This is a genomic window from Celeribacter litoreus (genome assembly GCF_020165855.1).
Classification (GTDB): Bacteria; Pseudomonadota; Alphaproteobacteria; order Rhodobacterales; family Rhodobacteraceae; genus Celeribacter; species Celeribacter litoreus.
Map to the genome: position 1 here is coordinate 81732 of NZ_JAIUFY010000008.1, position 17006 is coordinate 98737.

The following is a 17006-nucleotide window of genomic DNA, read 5'->3' on the forward strand; positions in this document are numbered from 1 at the left end:
ATTTCCAGACTGGGTTGGCCGCATCATTGCAGCCAATGACCGACAGTCAAGTCTTTGACGGTCATGGGCGCATTGACATCGCTCAGTTTTTACAGAAATCGCGGGGAGGCTGGCTTCAGGCGTTGTCCGAAAGGCTTTCGTCGAACTTGATCGACTCGCCGCATCCACACTCATCGACTACGTTCGGGTTCTTGAACTTGAAGCCCGCTTCGAGCAGGGACACCTCATAATCGATCTCGGTGCCAAAGAGGAACATCTGCGCCATCGGTGCGATCATCACGCGGGCGCCGTCCTGTTCGACGACCTCATCCATCGGGTCGATCTCGGAGACATAGTCCATGGTGTATTCCATGCCAGCGCAGCCGCCCTTTTTCACACCAATGCGCAGACCCTTGGAGCCGTCTTTCTCCATGAGTTTCGCAATCTGCGCCGCCGCAACGGGGGTCATAGTCACTGCCTGTTTTCCGGGAATGCCGAACATGTGCGTGTCTCCTTTGGGCTCAATCTAGTGATTCAGCGGTTTAATTCCAAGCGGGAGACGCTGTGCGACGATGAACAATCTCGCGAGCGTCAAAAAAAGCGGCCTTTCGGGCCGCTTTTCGCATCTCCGGAATGGACCGGATTACATAAAGCCCAGTTCGAGGCGGGCTTCGTCCGACATCATTTCCATTCCCCACGGCGGGTTCCATGTCAGTTCGACGTCGACCTGTTTGACGCCGGGAAGCGGTTCGACCGCATCGGCGACCCAGCCAGGCATCTCGCCGGCGACCGGGCAGCCGGGCGCGGTGAGGGTCATGATCACACGGACTTCGTTTTCGTCATTGATCTCAATCGTATAGACGAGGCCCAGATCATAGATGTTGACCGGAATTTCGGGGTCGTAAACGGTCCGGCACGCCTCAACAATCGCTTCGTGAAGCGGGTGTTCCGTGCTCGACGGTTTGATCAGTGGGGTACCTTCAACGGGCCCGTCTTCTGGGGTCTGTGCCTGATCGCTCATGCGCGCTCTCCTATTTCCGACTGATCATATAAGGAATGGGGCGGGGAAGGTCCAGTGGTAGAGGGTCAGAACCCGCCCGATGCACAGTCCTTGATCGTTTTTGTCTGCTTGCCGCGTCGCTCTGCTCTCAGGATTTAAGACGCGATTTACGTGCAGGGGCTGGTCGCACGCGTCGTTCGATCATGTCGAACAGAGGTGCGGCGAGGTTCTTGCCTGTCGTCGTCTCCGCGCCCTCGAACCCCGGCGAAGAGTTGACTTCGAGCACCTTTGGCCCGTCCTCGGCGCGCAGGAGATCCACACCTGCCATCCGTAGGCCGAGCGCTTTGGCGGACCGGAGCGCTGTTTCGCGCTCTTCCTTCGTGATCCGAACCTTGGTCGCCTTGCCGCCGAGGTGAAGGTTGGACCGGAAGTCTCCGCCCGAGGACGACCGTTTGATCGCGGCGACGACCTTGCCGTCGATGACGACGCAGCGGATGTCCTCACCGGCGGCTTCTTTGACGAAGTGCTGAACGAGGAAGTTTGCTTTCAAGCCACGAAACGCCGAAATCACCGATTGCGCGGCTTTCTTCGTCTCCGCGAGCACGACACCGCGTCCTTGAGTGCTTTCCAGAAGCTTCACGATCAGCGGGGCCTGACCCGCGAGGGCGATCAGGTTGTCGGTGTCTTTTGGAGAGGCCGCGAACGCGGTCGTCGGCATGCCGATCCGGTGACGTGCGAGGATTTGGTGGGCCTGAAGCTTGTCCCGCGATTGGGTGATCCCCTCGGAGCTGTTCACGCAATAGGTGCCGATGGTCTCGAATTGGCGGATTACGGCGGTGCCGTATGAGGTGACGGAGGCACCGATCCGCGGGATCACAGCGTCATAGCGCGGCAGGCGCTTGCCATCGTAATAGATTTCCGGTGCGAGCGCGTTGATCGCCATGTAGCAGCGCGTGGTGTCGATGACTTCGACGACGTGCCCGCGCGCTTCGCCCTCATCGACGAGACGGCGGGTGGAATAGTTGTCAGGCTCTCGTGACAGAACAGCAATGCGCAAAGCACGCGGCGCACCGGTCCCGCGAATGGAGGCGCTGAAATAGACGCTATCGCTCAATTTGGGTTGGCAAAAGCTCTCGGACGGCTGCACGACCATATCGTCCATGATCGCCTGACGCCCGAGCAGCATCCGGTAGGCCATGTTGCCCCGATTGGTCAGCGTCACTTCGATGGGCCACGTTCTGTCGCCCATCTTGATGTCTGTCGAGATGACATAACGCAGTTCGGTTTCCCCGTTCGAAGACGTCACTTCGCGGCGGTCCACAACATCAGCGGAACAGGAAATAACGATGTCCTCGCGTCCCGGCACAGGGTGCACGTTGAAGCGCACCTTCGGCGCATCCGATTTGCCGAAGGGTTCAATCTCGAATGCGTGCAGGGCCGAGGTCTTGGCGCCTGTGTCCACTTTGACTTTCAGTGCGGGGAGGCCCAGCCCGGGGAGGGAAGCCCATTCTTCCCAGCCCAAGGTAAAATTCGGGGCAAGAGGCGCTTTGTCCGGCATAGGTCGATCTCACAAAATAGGGGGAAGCCGCGGGCAACACACTCCGATCCGGCCAGATGCGCCAAATGGCACCTCTTCGGCTCTATGACAAGAGACTTTGACAGTTTCGTAAAGGCTTTTCTTGGTGCGAAGAAAAACGGCGAATGTCCGACGCTTTGCCCGTAATTGTCTCGCTGAAGCGCATTTCAGAGCATGCAAGCGCAAACATTCGATCTTGCACCGTCAAACGTTTGGTCAAAGGCGCAGGTGGGCGCAGGCTAAAGCCCATAAATTGAGAATAGACACTGAACGGGGACGGAAGACATGAGTGAAGAAAAATTAATGCCTTTGGTTTATCAACTCGGAGACGTGCCGCCGCCGCCAAAAGCGGCTTTGGCGGCTTTCCAACACGTTTTGGCGTCCATTGTCGGGATCGCGACGCCGTCGCTGATTATTGGCGGGGCGCTCGGACTTGGCGAGTACACGCCCTATCTCATCGCGATGGCGTTTTTCGTCTCGGGTGTGGCGACCTTTATCCAGTGCAAGACGATCGGGCCTGTCGGCTCCGGTCTCCTGTCGCTACAAGGGACATCCTTTGCCTTCCTCGGCGCCATTCTCGCCGCGGGTTTCGCGGTCAAAGGGCAGGGCGGAACGCCCGAAGATATCCTCGCAATGATCTTTGGTCTGTGTCTCTTCGGCTCTCTGGTGGAGATCATTCTTTCCCAGTTCCTCGATAAACTGAAACGGATCATTACGCCGACCGTGACGGGTATCGTGATCACTGTGATCGGCCTGTCCCTCATCAGAGCGGGCTTTACCGATTTCGCAGGTGGCGCGCGGGCCGGTGAAGATCTCGGCAAGCCGCTTTATCTGCTCATGGGGTCGCTGGTTGTTGCGGTCATTCTCGTCATGACCTTTATCGGCAAACCCATGCTCCGCATCTCCGCGATCATGATCGGACTCGTTGTCGGAACCATCGTGTCGAGCTTCTTTGGTATGGTGAACTTTGGTGCGCTCGGGAACGCGAGCCTCTTTGCGCTGCCGATCCCGTTCAAATACGGCATTGATTTCGACTTCGGCCTCTTCGTGCCAATTGCCTTCCTCTATCTTGTGACCGCCATCGAAACCTCCGGTGACCTCACCGCAAACTCCGTGATTTCCGGCGAGCCGGTCGAGGGGCCGGTGTACATGAAGCGGATCAAGGGCGGTGTTTTGGGCGATGGTGTGAACTCCGCGATTGCCGCCGTGTTCAACACCTTTCCGAACACGACCTTTTCGCAGAACAATGGTGTGATCCAAATGACTGGCGTCGCCTCGCGGCATGTGGGGCTCTATGCGGGCGGTATTCTCGTTCTGCTCGGCCTCTTCCCGATCATCGGCAGCCTGTTCCTGATCATTCCCAAACCGGTGCTCGGTGGCGCGACGCTCGTGCTGTTCTCCACGATTGCTGTGGCGGGGATCCGCATCCTGTCGTCCGAAGAAATGAACCTGCGCCGCGTCTATATCATGGCGGTGTCCTTCGGCCTCGCGCTCGGTGTGACGCTCGTGCCGGACGCCACACAGAACCTGCCGACCTTCCTCAAACAGGTCTTTGCAGCGCCGATCACGCTTGCGGGTCTGTCTGCGATTATCCTCTCGCTCGCGATCCCAGAGGACGCGAAGGCGACGATTGAAGCGGCGGAGTAACCCGCCTCGATCCAGAGAACTTTGAACCCGCTCCAGCTTTGGGGCGGGTTTTCCTTTGTGCCTGAGCTTTGACGCCGTTGCGACCTCTCTGGTCGCGCGCCGATTTTGCGGGTAAATCCGGCCTATGACCCAAGACACCCAAACCCCGCGATTCTCCTTTTCACTCAACGCGACCGACGGCCGTGCCCGCACGGGTGTGATCTCCACGCCGCGCGGTGACATCCGCACGCCTGCTTTTATGCCGGTCGGGACGGCTGCGACCGTGAAGGCGATGATGCCGGAGAGTGTGCGGGCGACTGGGGCGGATGTTCTGCTCGGCAACACCTATCACCTGATGCTGCGCCCAACGGCGGAGCGGATCGCCAATCTCGGCGGGTTGCACAAGTTCATGAACTGGGAGCGCCCGATCCTCACCGACAGCGGCGGGTTTCAGGTCATGTCTCTCTCTGATCTGCGCAAGCTGACGGAAGAGGGGGTCACCTTCCGCTCTCATGTGGACGGGTCCAAGCACTTCCTGTCGCCGGAGCGGTCGATGGAAATCCAGAAGCTCCTCGGCTCCGACATTGTCATGTGTTTCGACGAATGCCCCGCGCTGCCCGCGGACCGCAAACGGATCGCGGAGTCGATGCGCCTGTCGATGCGGTGGGCGCAGCGGTCTAAGGATGCGTTCGGAGACCGTCCTGGCCATGCGCTCTTCGGGATTCAACAGGGCGGCCTAGAGAAAGATTTTCGCGAGGAAAGCGCCGAGGCGCTCAAAGAGATCGGGTTTGACGGATACGCCATCGGCGGCCTCGCCGTCGGTGAAGGGCAGGACCTCATGTTCCAGACCCTCGATTTCGCGCCTGAGTTCCTCCCGCAGGACAAGCCACGTTACCTTATGGGCGTCGGCAAACCGGACGATATCGTCGGGGCCGTAAAGCGTGGCGTCGATATGATGGACTGCGTGCTTCCGTCCCGTTCCGGCCGCACCGGTCAGGCATGGACGCGTCGCGGACAGGTCAACATCAAGAACGCCCGCCACGCCGATGATCCGCGCCCGCTCGATGAGCAGTGCACATGTCCGGCTTGCTCCAATTACTCGCGGGCCTACCTTCATCATGTGTATCGCAGCCACGAGATGATTTCAGGGATGCTGCTCACCTGGCACAACCTGCATTATTTCCAAGAGATCATGCAGGGGATGCGCGACGCGATTGCAGCGGGCACGTTCGAGGCGTGGGAGAAGGACTTCCATGACACCCGCGCGCTCGGAGATATCGAACCTGTCTGAGGAGGCCTGCGCCATAAAACCGTTTGTTCCGTTTCTCTCGCTTGGCCTTTTGGCCGCCACACCCGTTATTGCGGAGGAAAGCCTCTGCGGATGGACAGATGAGGCCAAAGTTGTCCGCGCCATTGCTGGAACATTTGACAGTGCCCTTGCGGTTCAGATCGAAGCGGACCTGCTCTCCACGCGCCAACTGGTCGACGATCGCGTGTCAGTTGAGGCGGACGGACATTTCACCGACGCCTTTCTCGACGAACTGCTCGGTGCGCCGCTCCCGCTGACGCTCGGGCCGGTCTTCTACGATGTCGATGCAGTTGATGACCTCTTGGAAACAACGGGCAGCGACTGGATTGCGGATGCGGTATCGCTCACACCTTGCGGGCCGGAGGGTCTGCCACAGCTCTCGGCGGCGTTCGAGGCCGGAGAGGGCCTCTATGGACAGGTGACCCTTATTCCCTATTTCACTGACAAGATCGTGATGCTGATCCAGATGGATTATCTCGGAGAGTGGGGGATGTCGGAGATCACGGGAACCGCGCTTCTCACGCCGAACGGGCTCGCGCCAGACGCTCAATCAACCGAATAACCGACCCGTGCCGTGGCGCACGCATTGCCAAGAATTCGCGCACATCTTCACTCTCTCTTCACTTCCCCGGATTATCTGTTGAATTGGTTTGATTTTCCGGCGCCCATGCGCGGGAAGAACCTCAAACACCGCCCCAGAACGGGACACTCCAGCCTCAGATCGTCGATTCCGGCCTTGCAGGTGCCGCCCATGAAAGGCAGACTGTTTCAAAAGCCGCAACTTGACTTGGTTGAAACGCCCCGTGGGTGCCCCCACATATAGTTACCAAGACAGGAAAGGATCGTAGGTTGCCGCCAATGCGGGGCCGGGTTCTTTTGCCAAGATAAGGAATGACTATGCACGAGCAAATCCAATCCTATCCCGTACTCCCGCTGCGCGATATCGTGGTGTTCCCCCATATGGTGGTGCCCCTCTTTGTCGGCCGCGAGAAATCGGTAAAGGCGCTCGAAGAAGTGATGAGTCAGGATAAACAAATCCTGCTCTCGGCCCAGATCGATCCGTCGGTTGATGATCCGGAAGAAGACGGCATCTACCGCGTTGGCGTTCTGGCCAATGTGCTTCAACTTCTGAAACTCCCCGATGGCACCGTGAAGGTGCTCGTCGAGGGCGAGAAGCGTGTGCGCCTGACGCAGTTCATCGAGAACGAAAATCACTTCGAAGCGGAAGTTGAACCGCTCGAAGAGACCGTCGGTGATGAAGCCGCTGTAGAAGCCCTCCTGCGCTCCGTGCGCGAGGAGTTCGAGCACTACGCCAAAGTGAAAAAGAACGTCCCGGAAGAGGCGCTTGTCGCCGTGTCCGAGAGCCGTGAACCTGCCAAGCTCGCCGACCTCGTGTCCGGTCATCTCGGCGTCGAAGTTGAACAGAAGCAACAGCTTCTCGAAACGCTCTCCATCGCTGAGCGCCTTGAGGCCGTGTACGGTCTGATGCAGGGCGAGCTGTCGGTTCTTCAGGTCGAGAAAAAGATCAAGACCCGCGTGAAGTCGCAGATGGAGAAAACCCAGCGCGAGTACTACCTGAATGAGCAGATGAAGGCCATTCAGAAGGAACTCGGCGACGGCGAGGATGGCTCTGACGAGATCACCGAACTCGAAGAGAAAATCGCGGCGACGAAACTCTCCAAAGAGGCCAAGGAAAAGGCTGAGGGCGAGCTGAAAAAGCTCAAAAACATGAGCCCGATGTCTGCAGAGGCCACTGTTGTGCGCAACTATCTCGACTGGATGCTGTCCATTCCGTGGGGCACGAAGTCGCGCGTGAAGAAAGACTTGGGGCGTGCCGAAGATATTCTCGACACCGATCACTACGGTCTCGAGAAGGTCAAAGAGCGCATCGTTGAGTATCTCGCCGTGCAAAGCCGCTCCCAAAAACTCAAAGGCCCGATCATGTGCCTCGTGGGTCCTCCGGGTGTTGGTAAGACCTCCCTCGGGAAGTCTGTTGCGAAAGCCACGGGGCGCGAATTCATTCGTATCTCCCTCGGGGGCGTGCGTGACGAATCCGAGATCCGCGGTCACCGCCGGACCTACATCGGCTCCATGCCGGGCAAGATCATTCAGGCCCTGAAAAAAGCCAAAACCACGAACCCGCTCATCCTGCTCGACGAGATCGACAAGATGGGGCAGGACTTCCGTGGCGATCCGGCGTCGGCCATGCTCGAAGTGCTTGATCCGGAACAGAACTCGACCTTCGTGGACCACTATCTCGAAGTGGAATACGACCTGTCGAATGTGATGTTCCTGACCACGTCCAACAGCTATAACATGCCGGGGCCGCTTCTCGACCGGATGGAGATCATTCCGCTCTCGGGTTACACCGAGGAGGAGAAATCCGAGATCGCGAAACAGCACCTGATCCCGAAACAGGTGAAGGCGCATGGCCTCAAAGCGAAGGAATTCGAGATTTCCGACGGCGCGATCATGGATGTGATCCGCTACTACACCCGCGAAGCGGGCGTGCGGAACCTCGAGCGTGAATTCGCAAAAGTCGCGCGGAAAGCTGTGACGAAGATCGTTCGCAAAGAGGTTGAAACGGTGTCTGTCAGCTCTGACAACATCGAGGACTTCCTCGGCGTGAAGAAGTTCCGTTACGGCCTCGCCGAGAAGGAAGATCAGATCGGTGTCGTGACCGGACTCGCCTACACCTCTGTCGGTGGCGATCTCTTGCAGATTGAGGCGCTCAAACTGCCTGGTAAGGGCCGGATGAAGACCACGGGTAAGCTCGGCGATGTGATGAAAGAGAGCATCGACGCAGCAAGCTCCTACGTCCGCTCCATCGCGCCGTCGATCGGTGTGAAGCCGCCGCTCTTTGACACGATGGACATCCACGTCCACGTACCGGATGGCGCGACGCCGAAGGACGGTCCGAGTGCGGGTCTCGCCATGGTTACGACCATCGTGTCGGTACTGACGCAGATTCCGGTGCGCAAGGATATCGCTATGACCGGCGAGGTCTCGCTGCGCGGGAATGCGACGGCCATTGGCGGCTTGAAGGAGAAACTCCTTGCGGCGCTTCGTGGCGGTATCAAAACGGTGCTGATCCCCGAGGAAAACGTCAAAGACCTCGCGGACATTCCGGACAACGTGAAAGAGGGGCTGGAAATCATCCCCGTGACCCATGTGTCCGAGGTGCTTAAACATGCGCTCGTCCGGACGCCGGAACCGGTAGAATGGGACGAGGCCGCCGAAGAGGCCGCACGTCTTGCGAAACTCGAGGTGAAGCCTGGATCGCAATCTCCGACCGCGCACTAACCGCATCGCAATTCAATCACCGAAAAGCCGGCCCTTTGGTCGGCTTTTTGATTTAATATCAGGCATCTGTGCGAGTTTTTGTAAATACGGTATGAACTTTGTCTTTGCGAACGTATTGGGGTTTGCGGTTGCTCTACCGAGCAGCCTAGGGTGCCTTAGTATGTAACCGAAGTGAGGTGAGGGCGTTTGATTGCTCCGCGCGGCATCCGAAGCAAATGCCCCGTTCTCACAGATGTAACGAGCGAAAGAATGACTATGAATAAGAAAGATATGATCGCGAAAGTGGCGGAAATCTCCGGCGTGAAGCGGTCTGATGCGAAGAAGGCCATGGAAGCCACGCTTCAAATTCTCGGCGATACGCTTCAGGAGGGGAACGGCCTAAATGTGCCTCCGCTTGGAAAGATGGCCGTGAACCGTCAAAAAGAGAGCGACGGTGCCTATGTGATCGTCGCGAAACTCCGCCGCTCCAAAGCGATGCTCAGCGATGAGCCGAAGGAAACGAGTGAAGACGCCGAGGCTGCGGAGGCGACGGCCAAGTGAGCCGTTTCGGCGGGTCGATGCTTCGGTGAAAAACCCTCTTGCACTCTCGAAACCCAAAGGCTAAACACCGCGCCACGGCGGGTGATTAGCTCAGTGGTAGAGCGCTTCGTTCACATCGAAGATGTCAGGAGTTCAAATCTCTTATCACCCACCATCCAGTTTCTAAAAGGCGTCCTGAAGAAGGGCGCCTTTTGCTTTTGTGCGGCGCGGGCGGGTCTTGCTCGGTGATAAACTCACAGACGGCAGGGCGCCGAAAGCGTCATAGAGGGAGCATGAAATTCATCGATTCCCTCCCGCTTCACACCCTGATCATGGCGTCCTTGCTGCTCGGCCTCGCGCCGTTCGTGCCGGAGCCACATCTTTGGGAAAAATTGAAGATGCTCTTCTCCGGCACGCTGGTGAAGCCGATCGACATATTCGATCTGGTCCTGCACGGCGGGCCGCTGATCCTCTTGGGGATCAAGCTGTCCCGCGGTCACTCTGCACCGGAAGAATAAAAAACGCCCCGCCAGTTTGTCCGGCGGGGCGCAATTTTTATTAGCTGTGATCAGGCCTTCGAAACTGCGTCCAGAATGCGGGCCCAGCTACGCACGCCTTTGTGGAAGTTTTTGAGGCCGTATTTCTCGTTCGGGGAGTGGATGCGGTCATCATCATCGGCATAGCCCACGAGCATCGAGTCGAGGCCGAGGATCGTGGTGAAGAAGCCCGCAATCGGGATGGAGCCGCCCATGCCTGCGAACACGGCCTCACGCTCCCATTCATCAGAGAGGGCGAGACGCGCGGCTTCGAATTCGGCGCGGGATGTGTTCATGACGGCCGCAGGAGAGCCGTCGAGGTCCTGGTTCCACGTCACTTTGGCGTCTGTCGGCAGATGCGCCTCGACATGCGCGCGCAGGTTTTCGCGAATGGCGTCGGGGTCCTGATCGCCAACAAGGCGGCAGGTGATTTTGCAATGTGCTTCGGACGGGATCACCGTTTTGGTGCCGGGTCCCTGATAGCCGCCCCAAAGCCCGTTGATCTCGAGCGTCGGGCGCGCCCATTGCTGTTCAAGGGTGGAGTAGGCGGTCTCGCCATGCGGGACCGTCATTCCAACGGAGGAGAGATAGTCCTGTTCATCAAAGCCGCAGCCTTTCCATTGCTCAAGGATCGGTTCCGGCACCTCGTGCACGCCGTTATAAAAGTCCTTGATGGTCACGCGACCCTCATCGTCGTGGAAGGTCGAGATGATTTTGGAAATCTCGCGCAGCGGATTGAGGGCAGGGCCGCCGTAATGGCCGGAATGCAGGTCCATGGTCGGGCCGGTCAGGGTAAACTCGTCTTTGAGCATGCCACGCAATTGTGAACAAATGGACGGCACACCGGGTGCTACCATAGAGGTGTCGCAGATAAGTGCGAGGTCGGCGGCGAGTTTATCTTTGTTGGCATCCATGAACGGGATGAGAGACGGGGAGCCGCTTTCCTCTTCGCCTTCAAAGAAGAAGGTGATGGTACAGGGCATTTCGCCATGCTCCGCGATCCACGCGCGGCAGGCCTCCACGAAGGTCATGAGCTGGCCTTTGTCGTCAGAGGCACCACGACCACGGATGACTTTGCCCGTCGGGCGTTCTTCGATGAATGGTTCGAACGGCGCGTGATCCCAAAGATCAACCGGATCAACAGGTTGCACGTCGTAGTGACCGTAGAATAGGAGATGCGGACCACCCGTGCCGATCTTGCCCCAGACCATCGGGTGACCCGGTGTCTCGCACAGTTCCGCTTCGGCGCCCAAGGATTTCAGGTCTTCGACAAGCCACTGTGCCGCTTTAAGGCAGTCGCCTTTGAAGGCAGGGTCGGTAGAGATCGACGGAATGCGGAGCAAATCCATCAAGCGCGCGAGGGCGTTATCGAGATCGCTATCAATGCGGGAAAGGACCGGATCGAGACGCGTGTTCATTATAGGAAACCTTTGAGATCATTTGTGATGTTTTGCCGCAGACTACTCCTCTGAAATCCAGTGTCCAGAGGTAGGGCATGGGTTGACATAGATCATTCTGAAAGGGTTTTTAGTCATTCTAAGAAGGTCGAAAGGCCGAGGTCTCGCAAATGCCCTCTTTCGTATGCCACTAAGGCATTATGTTGCGAAATGTGAATATATCTCGCAATTTTCAAATTAGGCAGTTAAAACAAGCAGACCAGAGACGCGCGAAAGGATCAAAAGTGGACTACACGGCTAAGCTAGAGGAAGCCCTGCAACGTTTGCATGATGAGGGTCGCTACCGCACCTTTATCGATATCGAACGTAAGCGTGGCCAATTCCCGCATGCAACGTGGACACGCGAAGATGGCACCCAGCAGCCGGTCACCGTCTGGTGCGGCAACGACTATCTTGGCATGGGGCAAAATCCGGTCGTGCTCGAAGCCATGAAAGAGGCCGTGGATAACGCAGGTGCCGGCTCTGGTGGCACGCGCAACATCTCTGGCACCACGGTGTATCACAAGCGTCTCGAAGCCGAACTCGCCGATCTTCATCAGAAAGAGGCCGCTCTGGTCTTTTCTTCCGCTTACATCGCGAATGACGCGACGCTCTCGACGCTGCCGACGCTTTTCCCGGGTCTGATCATCTACTCCGATGAGCTGAACCACGCCTCGATGATCGAAGGCATTCGTCGCAATGGTGGGGCGAAACGCATCTTCCGTCACAATGACGTTGCGCATCTGCGTGAGTTGCTCGCCGCCGACGATCCGAGCCTTCCGAAACTGATCGCGTTTGAATCGGTCTACTCGATGGACGGTGACTTTGGTCCGATCGAAGAAATTCTCGACCTGGCCGACGAATTCAATGCGCTGACCTACATTGACGAAGTTCACGCCGTTGGCATGTATGGTGCACGCGGTGCCGGTGTTGCTGAGGCACAGGGCCTGATGGGCCGCATCGACATCATCAACGGCACACTTGGCAAAGCCTTCGGTGTGTTTGGTGGTTACATCGCAGCCTCGGAGAAAATGTGTGATGCTGTGCGCTCCTATGCGCCCGGCTTCATCTTTACGACATCCATTCCGCCGGCAGTTGCCGCAGGTGCCGCAGCGTCCATCGCGTTCCTGAAAGGCGAGGGTGGTGTGAAGCTGCGCGAAGAGCATCAGACACAGGCGAAAATCCTGAAGACCCGTCTCAAGGCGCTCGGCCTTCCGATCACCGATCATGGCTCCCATATCGTGCCGTTGATCGTGGGCGATCCGGTGCACACGAAACTCATGTCCGACATGATGCTCGAACACTATGGCATCTACGTCCAGCCGGTGAACTTTCCGACCGTTCCGCGTGGCACAGAACGTCTGCGTTTTACGCCGTCTCCAGTGCACGGATCGGGTGAAATGGACCATCTGATCAAAGCCTTGGACGCGCTTTGGAGCCACTGTGCGCTGAATCGTGCCGAAATGGCGGGTTAACCCTCTTATCTACTGTGCGGCTCTGTAAACCATGTGGTAATGATTCCATAGAACAAGCGGCGAATCGTAGAAACAAGCGGGTCGCGTGTTCTTGGGGATGAGACCAATTTGGGGCAGTGCAATGATCAGGCGGTGGAGCAAACCACCTGTCGAGGAACAGGATCATCCGCGCGGGTTTGATGACTTCGAACTGCGCTTAGGCGATGTTATGCGCGGTGAACGTGCGACCATCGGTAAATCGCTTCTCGACGTTCAGCGCGAACTCAAGATCAAAGCCACCTACATTGCAGCCATCGAAAACGCAGATCCGTCTGTTTTCGAGACGCAAGGGTTCATCGCGGGCTACGTGCGCTCTTATGCGCGTTATCTTGGCCTCGATCCCGAGTGGGCATTTGCGCGGTTTTGTGAGGAAAGTGGCTTTTCAGTCGCGCATGGTATGTCGCCGGCGGCTTCGATCAAGCGGACGGCAACGACGGCTGCGGCTGCTCAAAAGACCGCTCCCAAGGATCCGTTTGCTGACCCGAACGCAACGTTCGTGCCGCGCGGGCAGGGGTTCTTTTCGCGCATCGAGCCTGGGGCCCTCGGGTCGACTGCGGTACTGCTCGGGTTGCTTGGCCTGATCGGCTATGGCGGTTGGTCTGTCTTGCAAGAAATTCAAAAAGTGACTCTCGCACCCGTTGAAGAGGCGCCGAGTGTCATGTCCGAAGTCGCGCCGCTCGGTGAGAGCACTCAAATGGCTGCGCTTGATGAAAGTATCGGCCTGGCGACGCCATCTGCCGAAGCTTTTGATCGTCTTTACCGTCCGCAGGCCCTTGATTTGCCTGTGCTCGTTCCGCGTGATGGTCCGATTGCGACGCTTGACCCGCGCTCCGTCGGTGTCTTGGCCGTGCCGCAGCCATCTGAATCCGAGAGCCGTCTTGAGGCGCTGTCGACCCAAATGGCGGAGGCAGCCCTGATCGAAGATGAGGTTCAGGTGACGGCTGAGGATGTGCCAGAGCTCGCGCTGGTCGCAGTTCTGCCGTCTTGGGTCCGTGTTCAGGCTGCCGATGGTTCTGTGATCTTCGAGAAAGTCCTCGATGCCGGTGAACGCTACGTCGTGCCGTCGATGGAGCAGGCCCCCGTTTTGCGCACTGGCAATGCGGGCGGGATGTATTTCTCCGTCAATGGTCAGGCGTATGGCCCCATCGGAGCCTCTGGCGTGGTTGTCAAAAACATCGCGCTGTCCGTCCCTGACGTGTCTCAGACATTCGCAGCGGTTGATCTCGACACAGATGCGCGCGTTGCCGACGCATTTGCCGTCGCACAAAACACCGCCGAATAATTTGCCTGCAAATGCAGATGTGATGAGGGGGCGCTTGCTCCCTCTTTTCGCATTCTCTATCTAGAGGGCAAGCAATCGAGAGAGGCCCCATGTCCCACAATCCTGTTCGTCCCTGGCGCAATATCGACCGCCGCGAGAGCCGCAAGATTTGGGTGGGCAATGTGCCTGTCGGGGGTGACGCGCCGATCTCGGTCCAGACGATGACCAACACGCTCACGCATGACGTGAAGGCGACGCTCGATCAGGTGATCCGAGCCGCCGACGCAGGGGCCGATATCGTGCGGGTGTCAGTGCCTGATAAAGAAAGCTCTGCCGCGCTCAAAGAGATCTGCCGCGAGAGCCCCGTGCCCATCGTGGCCGACATCCACTTCCACTACATGCGCGGGATCGAAGCCGCAGAGGCGGGCGCGGCCTGTCTCCGGATCAACCCGGGCAACATCGGCGATGAGAAGCGCGTCAAGGACGTGATCAAAGCCGCGCGGGACAACAATTGTTCCATTCGTATCGGTGTTAACGCGGGGTCGCTCGAAAAGCACCTTTTGGAGAAATACGGTGAGCCGTGCCCCGAGGCGATGGTCGAGAGCGGTCTCGATCACATCAAGATCCTTGAGGACAACGACTTCCACAATTTCAAAATCTCGGTGAAGGCGTCTGACGTCTTCCTGTCGGCCGCCGCCTATCAGGCGCTCGCAGAGGCCACGGATGCCCCGATCCACCTTGGCATCACAGAGGCCGGTGGCCTCATGTCCGGCACGATCAAATCTGCCATTGGTTTGGGGCAACTTCTCTGGATGGGCATCGGGGATACGCTCCGCGTGAGCCTCTCGGCTGATCCGGTGGAAGAGGTCAAAGTCGGCTACGAAATTCTCAAATCCCTCGGCCTGCGCCACCGCGGCGTAAACATCATTTCCTGCCCGTCCTGCGCGCGGCAGGGGTTTGATGTGATCAAAACGGTTGAAGAGCTTGAAAAGCGTCTGGAGCATATCAAAACGCCAATGAGCCTTTCGATCATCGGGTGCGTGGTAAACGGCCCGGGTGAAGCGCTCATGACCGACGTCGGTTGGACCGGTGGCGGGGCAGGGCACGGGATGGTCTATCTCGGCGGGACCCAGTCGCACAAAGAATCCAACGCGAACATGATCGAGCACATCGTCGAACAGGTCGAGAAAAAGGCCGAAGAGATCGAAAGTGCTCAGGCCGAAGAACCCGCCGAATGATCTCGGTCCGGCGCGCGTGTGGGCCGGTGCTTGTGCTGGGTCAATGAGCGATCCTTCCTCTTTTGGTAGCCTATAGAGGCCGTAGGGCCTCGCCTTGCGGCACCAAGGGAGGACATATCATGACGATTTTTCAATGGGGCCGCCGCCTTTTGGCTGGCGCTATTCTCGCATTCCCGCTTGCGGCAGCGCCGCCCGCACAGGCCGAAACGGTTATCGGATCAAATATCGACAGCCGCGTTCTGTTGGGGTTTGAGGTCGAGGGGGCCAAGCTTCAAGACATGATGCCGGAGGGCTGGACCGCTGTCTCATTCCCGTCCGGACCCACGCAGGGCGTGACGCTCCTGCTGTCGCTCGAAGACCGCTTCCTCGCCCGAGACGCGGACGGCGCGCCTAGGCCAGAGTGGAACAGCCGGACCGTGGCACTTCTGGCGCTCGGCAAAGGGGAGGCGGGCGTTCGGCTCTTTGTTTTGAAGGCCTATTCGTCACTCGAGGGGGAGGGATTCTTCGGGAATGCGACCTCTGCGAGTGTCCTGAGGCACACTGAAACTGATGGGCCCGCGTCGGGTGCACGGTCGCGTGTGGAGCAATGGAGCGCGGTCACAGCGACGGGAGAGGCGCTCACCGTCGATCTGGCGTTCCAGTCAGGGCGACCTGTGTGGGGAGAGCGGGAGTTGGCGGTTTATTCAAACATCGATCCGGATCGCGTGGTGCTCAACGCTTACGAACAGCTTGTCGATGTGGCGATGAGTGCCGCGATGGGAAAACCGCTCGATGGAACTCTGTCGATGACAAATACGCTTCCGGAATGGGCGGATGTTTTCGACGGCTCTGAAAGGCTTCGTGTTGTGATGGACATTCCGGTCTATGTCCGTACGCAGATGCTTCCGTAGGAGGCGTGGCGGCGATAGAGGGTCGCCGCCGCCCAAGCTCGGTTATTCGTCGCGCAGTTCGGCGACCAGTTCGACCATTGCGTCGTAGGGCACGTAGCCGCGTAGGAGCATGTCGCCCATCACGAAAGACGGCGTGCCGGAGATTTGCATCTGCTGTGCGAGCGCGTAGTTGGTCTGGATTTCGGTGTTGACCTCTTCGCTGTCGAGGGCGGCAAAAACGGCGTCTGCATCAATGTCGAGTTTCTTTGCGAGGCGGCGCAGGTAGCCTTCGGAAATGTCGGACGGTCCCGCCATCAGAGCGTGATGCAGCTCTTTGTATTCCTCTTCACCGACAACGTATTTCGTCGCGAGTGCGAACCGCGCGGCCAGAACGGAGGCGTCACCGAGGATCGGGAATTCTTTGATGATCAGTTTGATGTTGCCATCTTTTTCCATGAGCGCGTTGACGTCCGGATAGGCCTTTTTGCAGTAGCCGCAGCGGTAGTCGGAGAACTCCACCATCACGATATCGCCTTCGGGGTTGCCGTAGGCCACATCCCAGGAGGCATTGAAGATCTGATCGGAATAGGCCGCGATCATGTCTGCATCAGAGGCGGTCTGGGCCTCTTCCTGTTGCTGCTGGTAGAGCGCGTAGGCTTCTACGATGATGCTCGGGTTTTCGAGGATATAGGCCCGGACTTCTGCACCGAAGGCCTCCCTCTCCGCGTCGGACATGTTCTCGACGTCAAAAGCGGCAGCGCCAAAGGCAAAACAGGTGCTCGCAATGGCGGCCACGCCGAGGCGCAAAGCGGATTTCAGGAACATCGTCACTCTCTTTTC

Annotated in this window: 15 protein-coding genes, 1 tRNA gene and 1 pseudogene; 12 read left to right on the forward strand and 5 right to left on the reverse strand. The window is 58.3% G+C overall.

All coding sequences use genetic code 11. The features are described 5' to 3' along the window. Positions 1-115: 115 nt before the first annotated feature. From LA304_RS08925 to rimK, 3 genes are all read right to left on the reverse strand, one after another. Entirely contained in the window at positions 116-481 is a 366-nt protein-coding gene (locus tag LA304_RS08925) for a HesB/IscA family protein (RefSeq protein ID WP_224502798.1), read from the reverse strand. A gap of 141 nt (positions 482-622) precedes the next feature. Next, entirely contained in the window at positions 623-1000 is a 378-nt protein-coding gene (locus LA304_RS08930; RefSeq protein WP_224502799.1) for an SUF system Fe-S cluster assembly protein, read from the reverse strand. Between the two features lie 127 nt (positions 1001-1127). Continuing rightward, the gene (rimK, locus tag LA304_RS08935) at positions 1128-2537 is read right to left on the reverse strand and encodes a 30S ribosomal protein S6--L-glutamate ligase (protein ID WP_224502800.1); all 1410 of its coding nucleotides are present in this window, start codon (positions 2535-2537) and stop codon (positions 1128-1130) included. A 303-nt stretch (positions 2538-2840) separates the two neighbouring features. Between rimK and LA304_RS08940 the strand changes: the two genes are divergently transcribed. From LA304_RS08940 to LA304_RS08970, 7 genes are all read left to right on the forward strand, one after another. Continuing rightward, the gene (locus LA304_RS08940; protein WP_224502801.1) at positions 2841-4202 is read left to right on the forward strand and encodes a nucleobase:cation symporter-2 family protein; all 1362 of its coding nucleotides are present in this window, start codon (positions 2841-2843) and stop codon (positions 4200-4202) included. A gap of 124 nt (positions 4203-4326) precedes the next feature. After that, positions 4327-5472: a tRNA guanosine(34) transglycosylase Tgt gene (tgt, locus tag LA304_RS08945; protein ID WP_224502802.1), complete on the forward strand. Its 1146-nt coding sequence runs from the start codon at positions 4327-4329 to the stop codon at positions 5470-5472. Further along, positions 5435-6052 carry a hypothetical protein gene (locus tag LA304_RS08950; protein ID WP_224502803.1) on the forward strand — a complete coding sequence of 206 codons (618 nt, stop codon included), beginning with the start codon at positions 5435-5437 and terminating at the stop codon, positions 6050-6052. Before tgt ends, LA304_RS08950 begins: the two co-directional genes overlap by 38 nt. A gap of 335 nt (positions 6053-6387) precedes the next feature. Continuing rightward, the gene (lon, locus tag LA304_RS08955; protein ID WP_224502804.1) at positions 6388-8793 is read left to right on the forward strand and encodes an endopeptidase La; all 2406 of its coding nucleotides are present in this window, start codon (positions 6388-6390) and stop codon (positions 8791-8793) included. A gap of 255 nt (positions 8794-9048) precedes the next feature. Beyond that, entirely contained in the window at positions 9049-9333 is a 285-nt protein-coding gene (locus tag LA304_RS08960) for an HU family DNA-binding protein (RefSeq protein ID WP_224502805.1), read from the forward strand. 79 nt (positions 9334-9412) lie between these two features. After that, positions 9413-9487, forward strand: a tRNA-Val gene (locus LA304_RS08965). A 118-nt stretch (positions 9488-9605) separates the two neighbouring features. Further along, positions 9606-9830 carry an RND transporter gene (locus tag LA304_RS08970; RefSeq protein WP_224502806.1) on the forward strand — a complete coding sequence of 75 codons (225 nt, stop codon included), beginning with the start codon at positions 9606-9608 and terminating at the stop codon, positions 9828-9830. A 50-nt stretch (positions 9831-9880) separates the two neighbouring features. On the opposite strand, the gene LA304_RS08975 is transcribed toward LA304_RS08970, so the two are convergent. Further along, complete coding sequence (locus LA304_RS08975) at positions 9881-11266, reverse strand: dipeptidase (protein WP_224502807.1); 1386 nt, start codon at positions 11264-11266, stop codon at positions 9881-9883. Between the two features lie 263 nt (positions 11267-11529). Here LA304_RS08975 and hemA point away from each other — a divergent pair, with 263 nt between their 5' ends. From hemA to LA304_RS08995, 5 genes and pseudogenes are all read left to right on the forward strand, one after another. After that, entirely contained in the window at positions 11530-12759 is a 1230-nt protein-coding gene (gene hemA, locus LA304_RS08980) for a 5-aminolevulinate synthase (protein ID WP_224502808.1), read from the forward strand. 208 nt (positions 12760-12967) lie between these two features. Continuing rightward, a pseudogene (locus LA304_RS17940) lies at positions 12968-13132 on the forward strand (helix-turn-helix domain-containing protein); the annotation flags it as partial. 63 nt (positions 13133-13195) lie between these two features. Further along, complete coding sequence (locus tag LA304_RS08985) at positions 13196-14080, forward strand: DUF4115 domain-containing protein (protein WP_396022184.1); 885 nt, start codon at positions 13196-13198, stop codon at positions 14078-14080. Positions 14081-14169: 89 nt separating this feature from the next. After that, complete coding sequence (ispG, locus tag LA304_RS08990; RefSeq protein WP_224502810.1) at positions 14170-15297, forward strand: flavodoxin-dependent (E)-4-hydroxy-3-methylbut-2-enyl-diphosphate synthase; 1128 nt, start codon at positions 14170-14172, stop codon at positions 15295-15297. 119 nt (positions 15298-15416) lie between these two features. Then, positions 15417-16187 (forward strand): hypothetical protein, encoded by a 771-nt coding sequence (locus LA304_RS08995; RefSeq protein ID WP_224502811.1) that lies wholly within the window; start codon positions 15417-15419, stop codon positions 16185-16187. A 42-nt stretch (positions 16188-16229) separates the two neighbouring features. Here the strand turns inward: LA304_RS08995 and LA304_RS09000 are convergent, their stop codons facing one another. Further along, positions 16230-16991, reverse strand: coding sequence for a DsbA family protein (locus tag LA304_RS09000; protein ID WP_224503084.1), 762 nt, complete (start codon positions 16989-16991; stop codon positions 16230-16232). Positions 16992-17006: the final 15 nt, after the last annotated feature.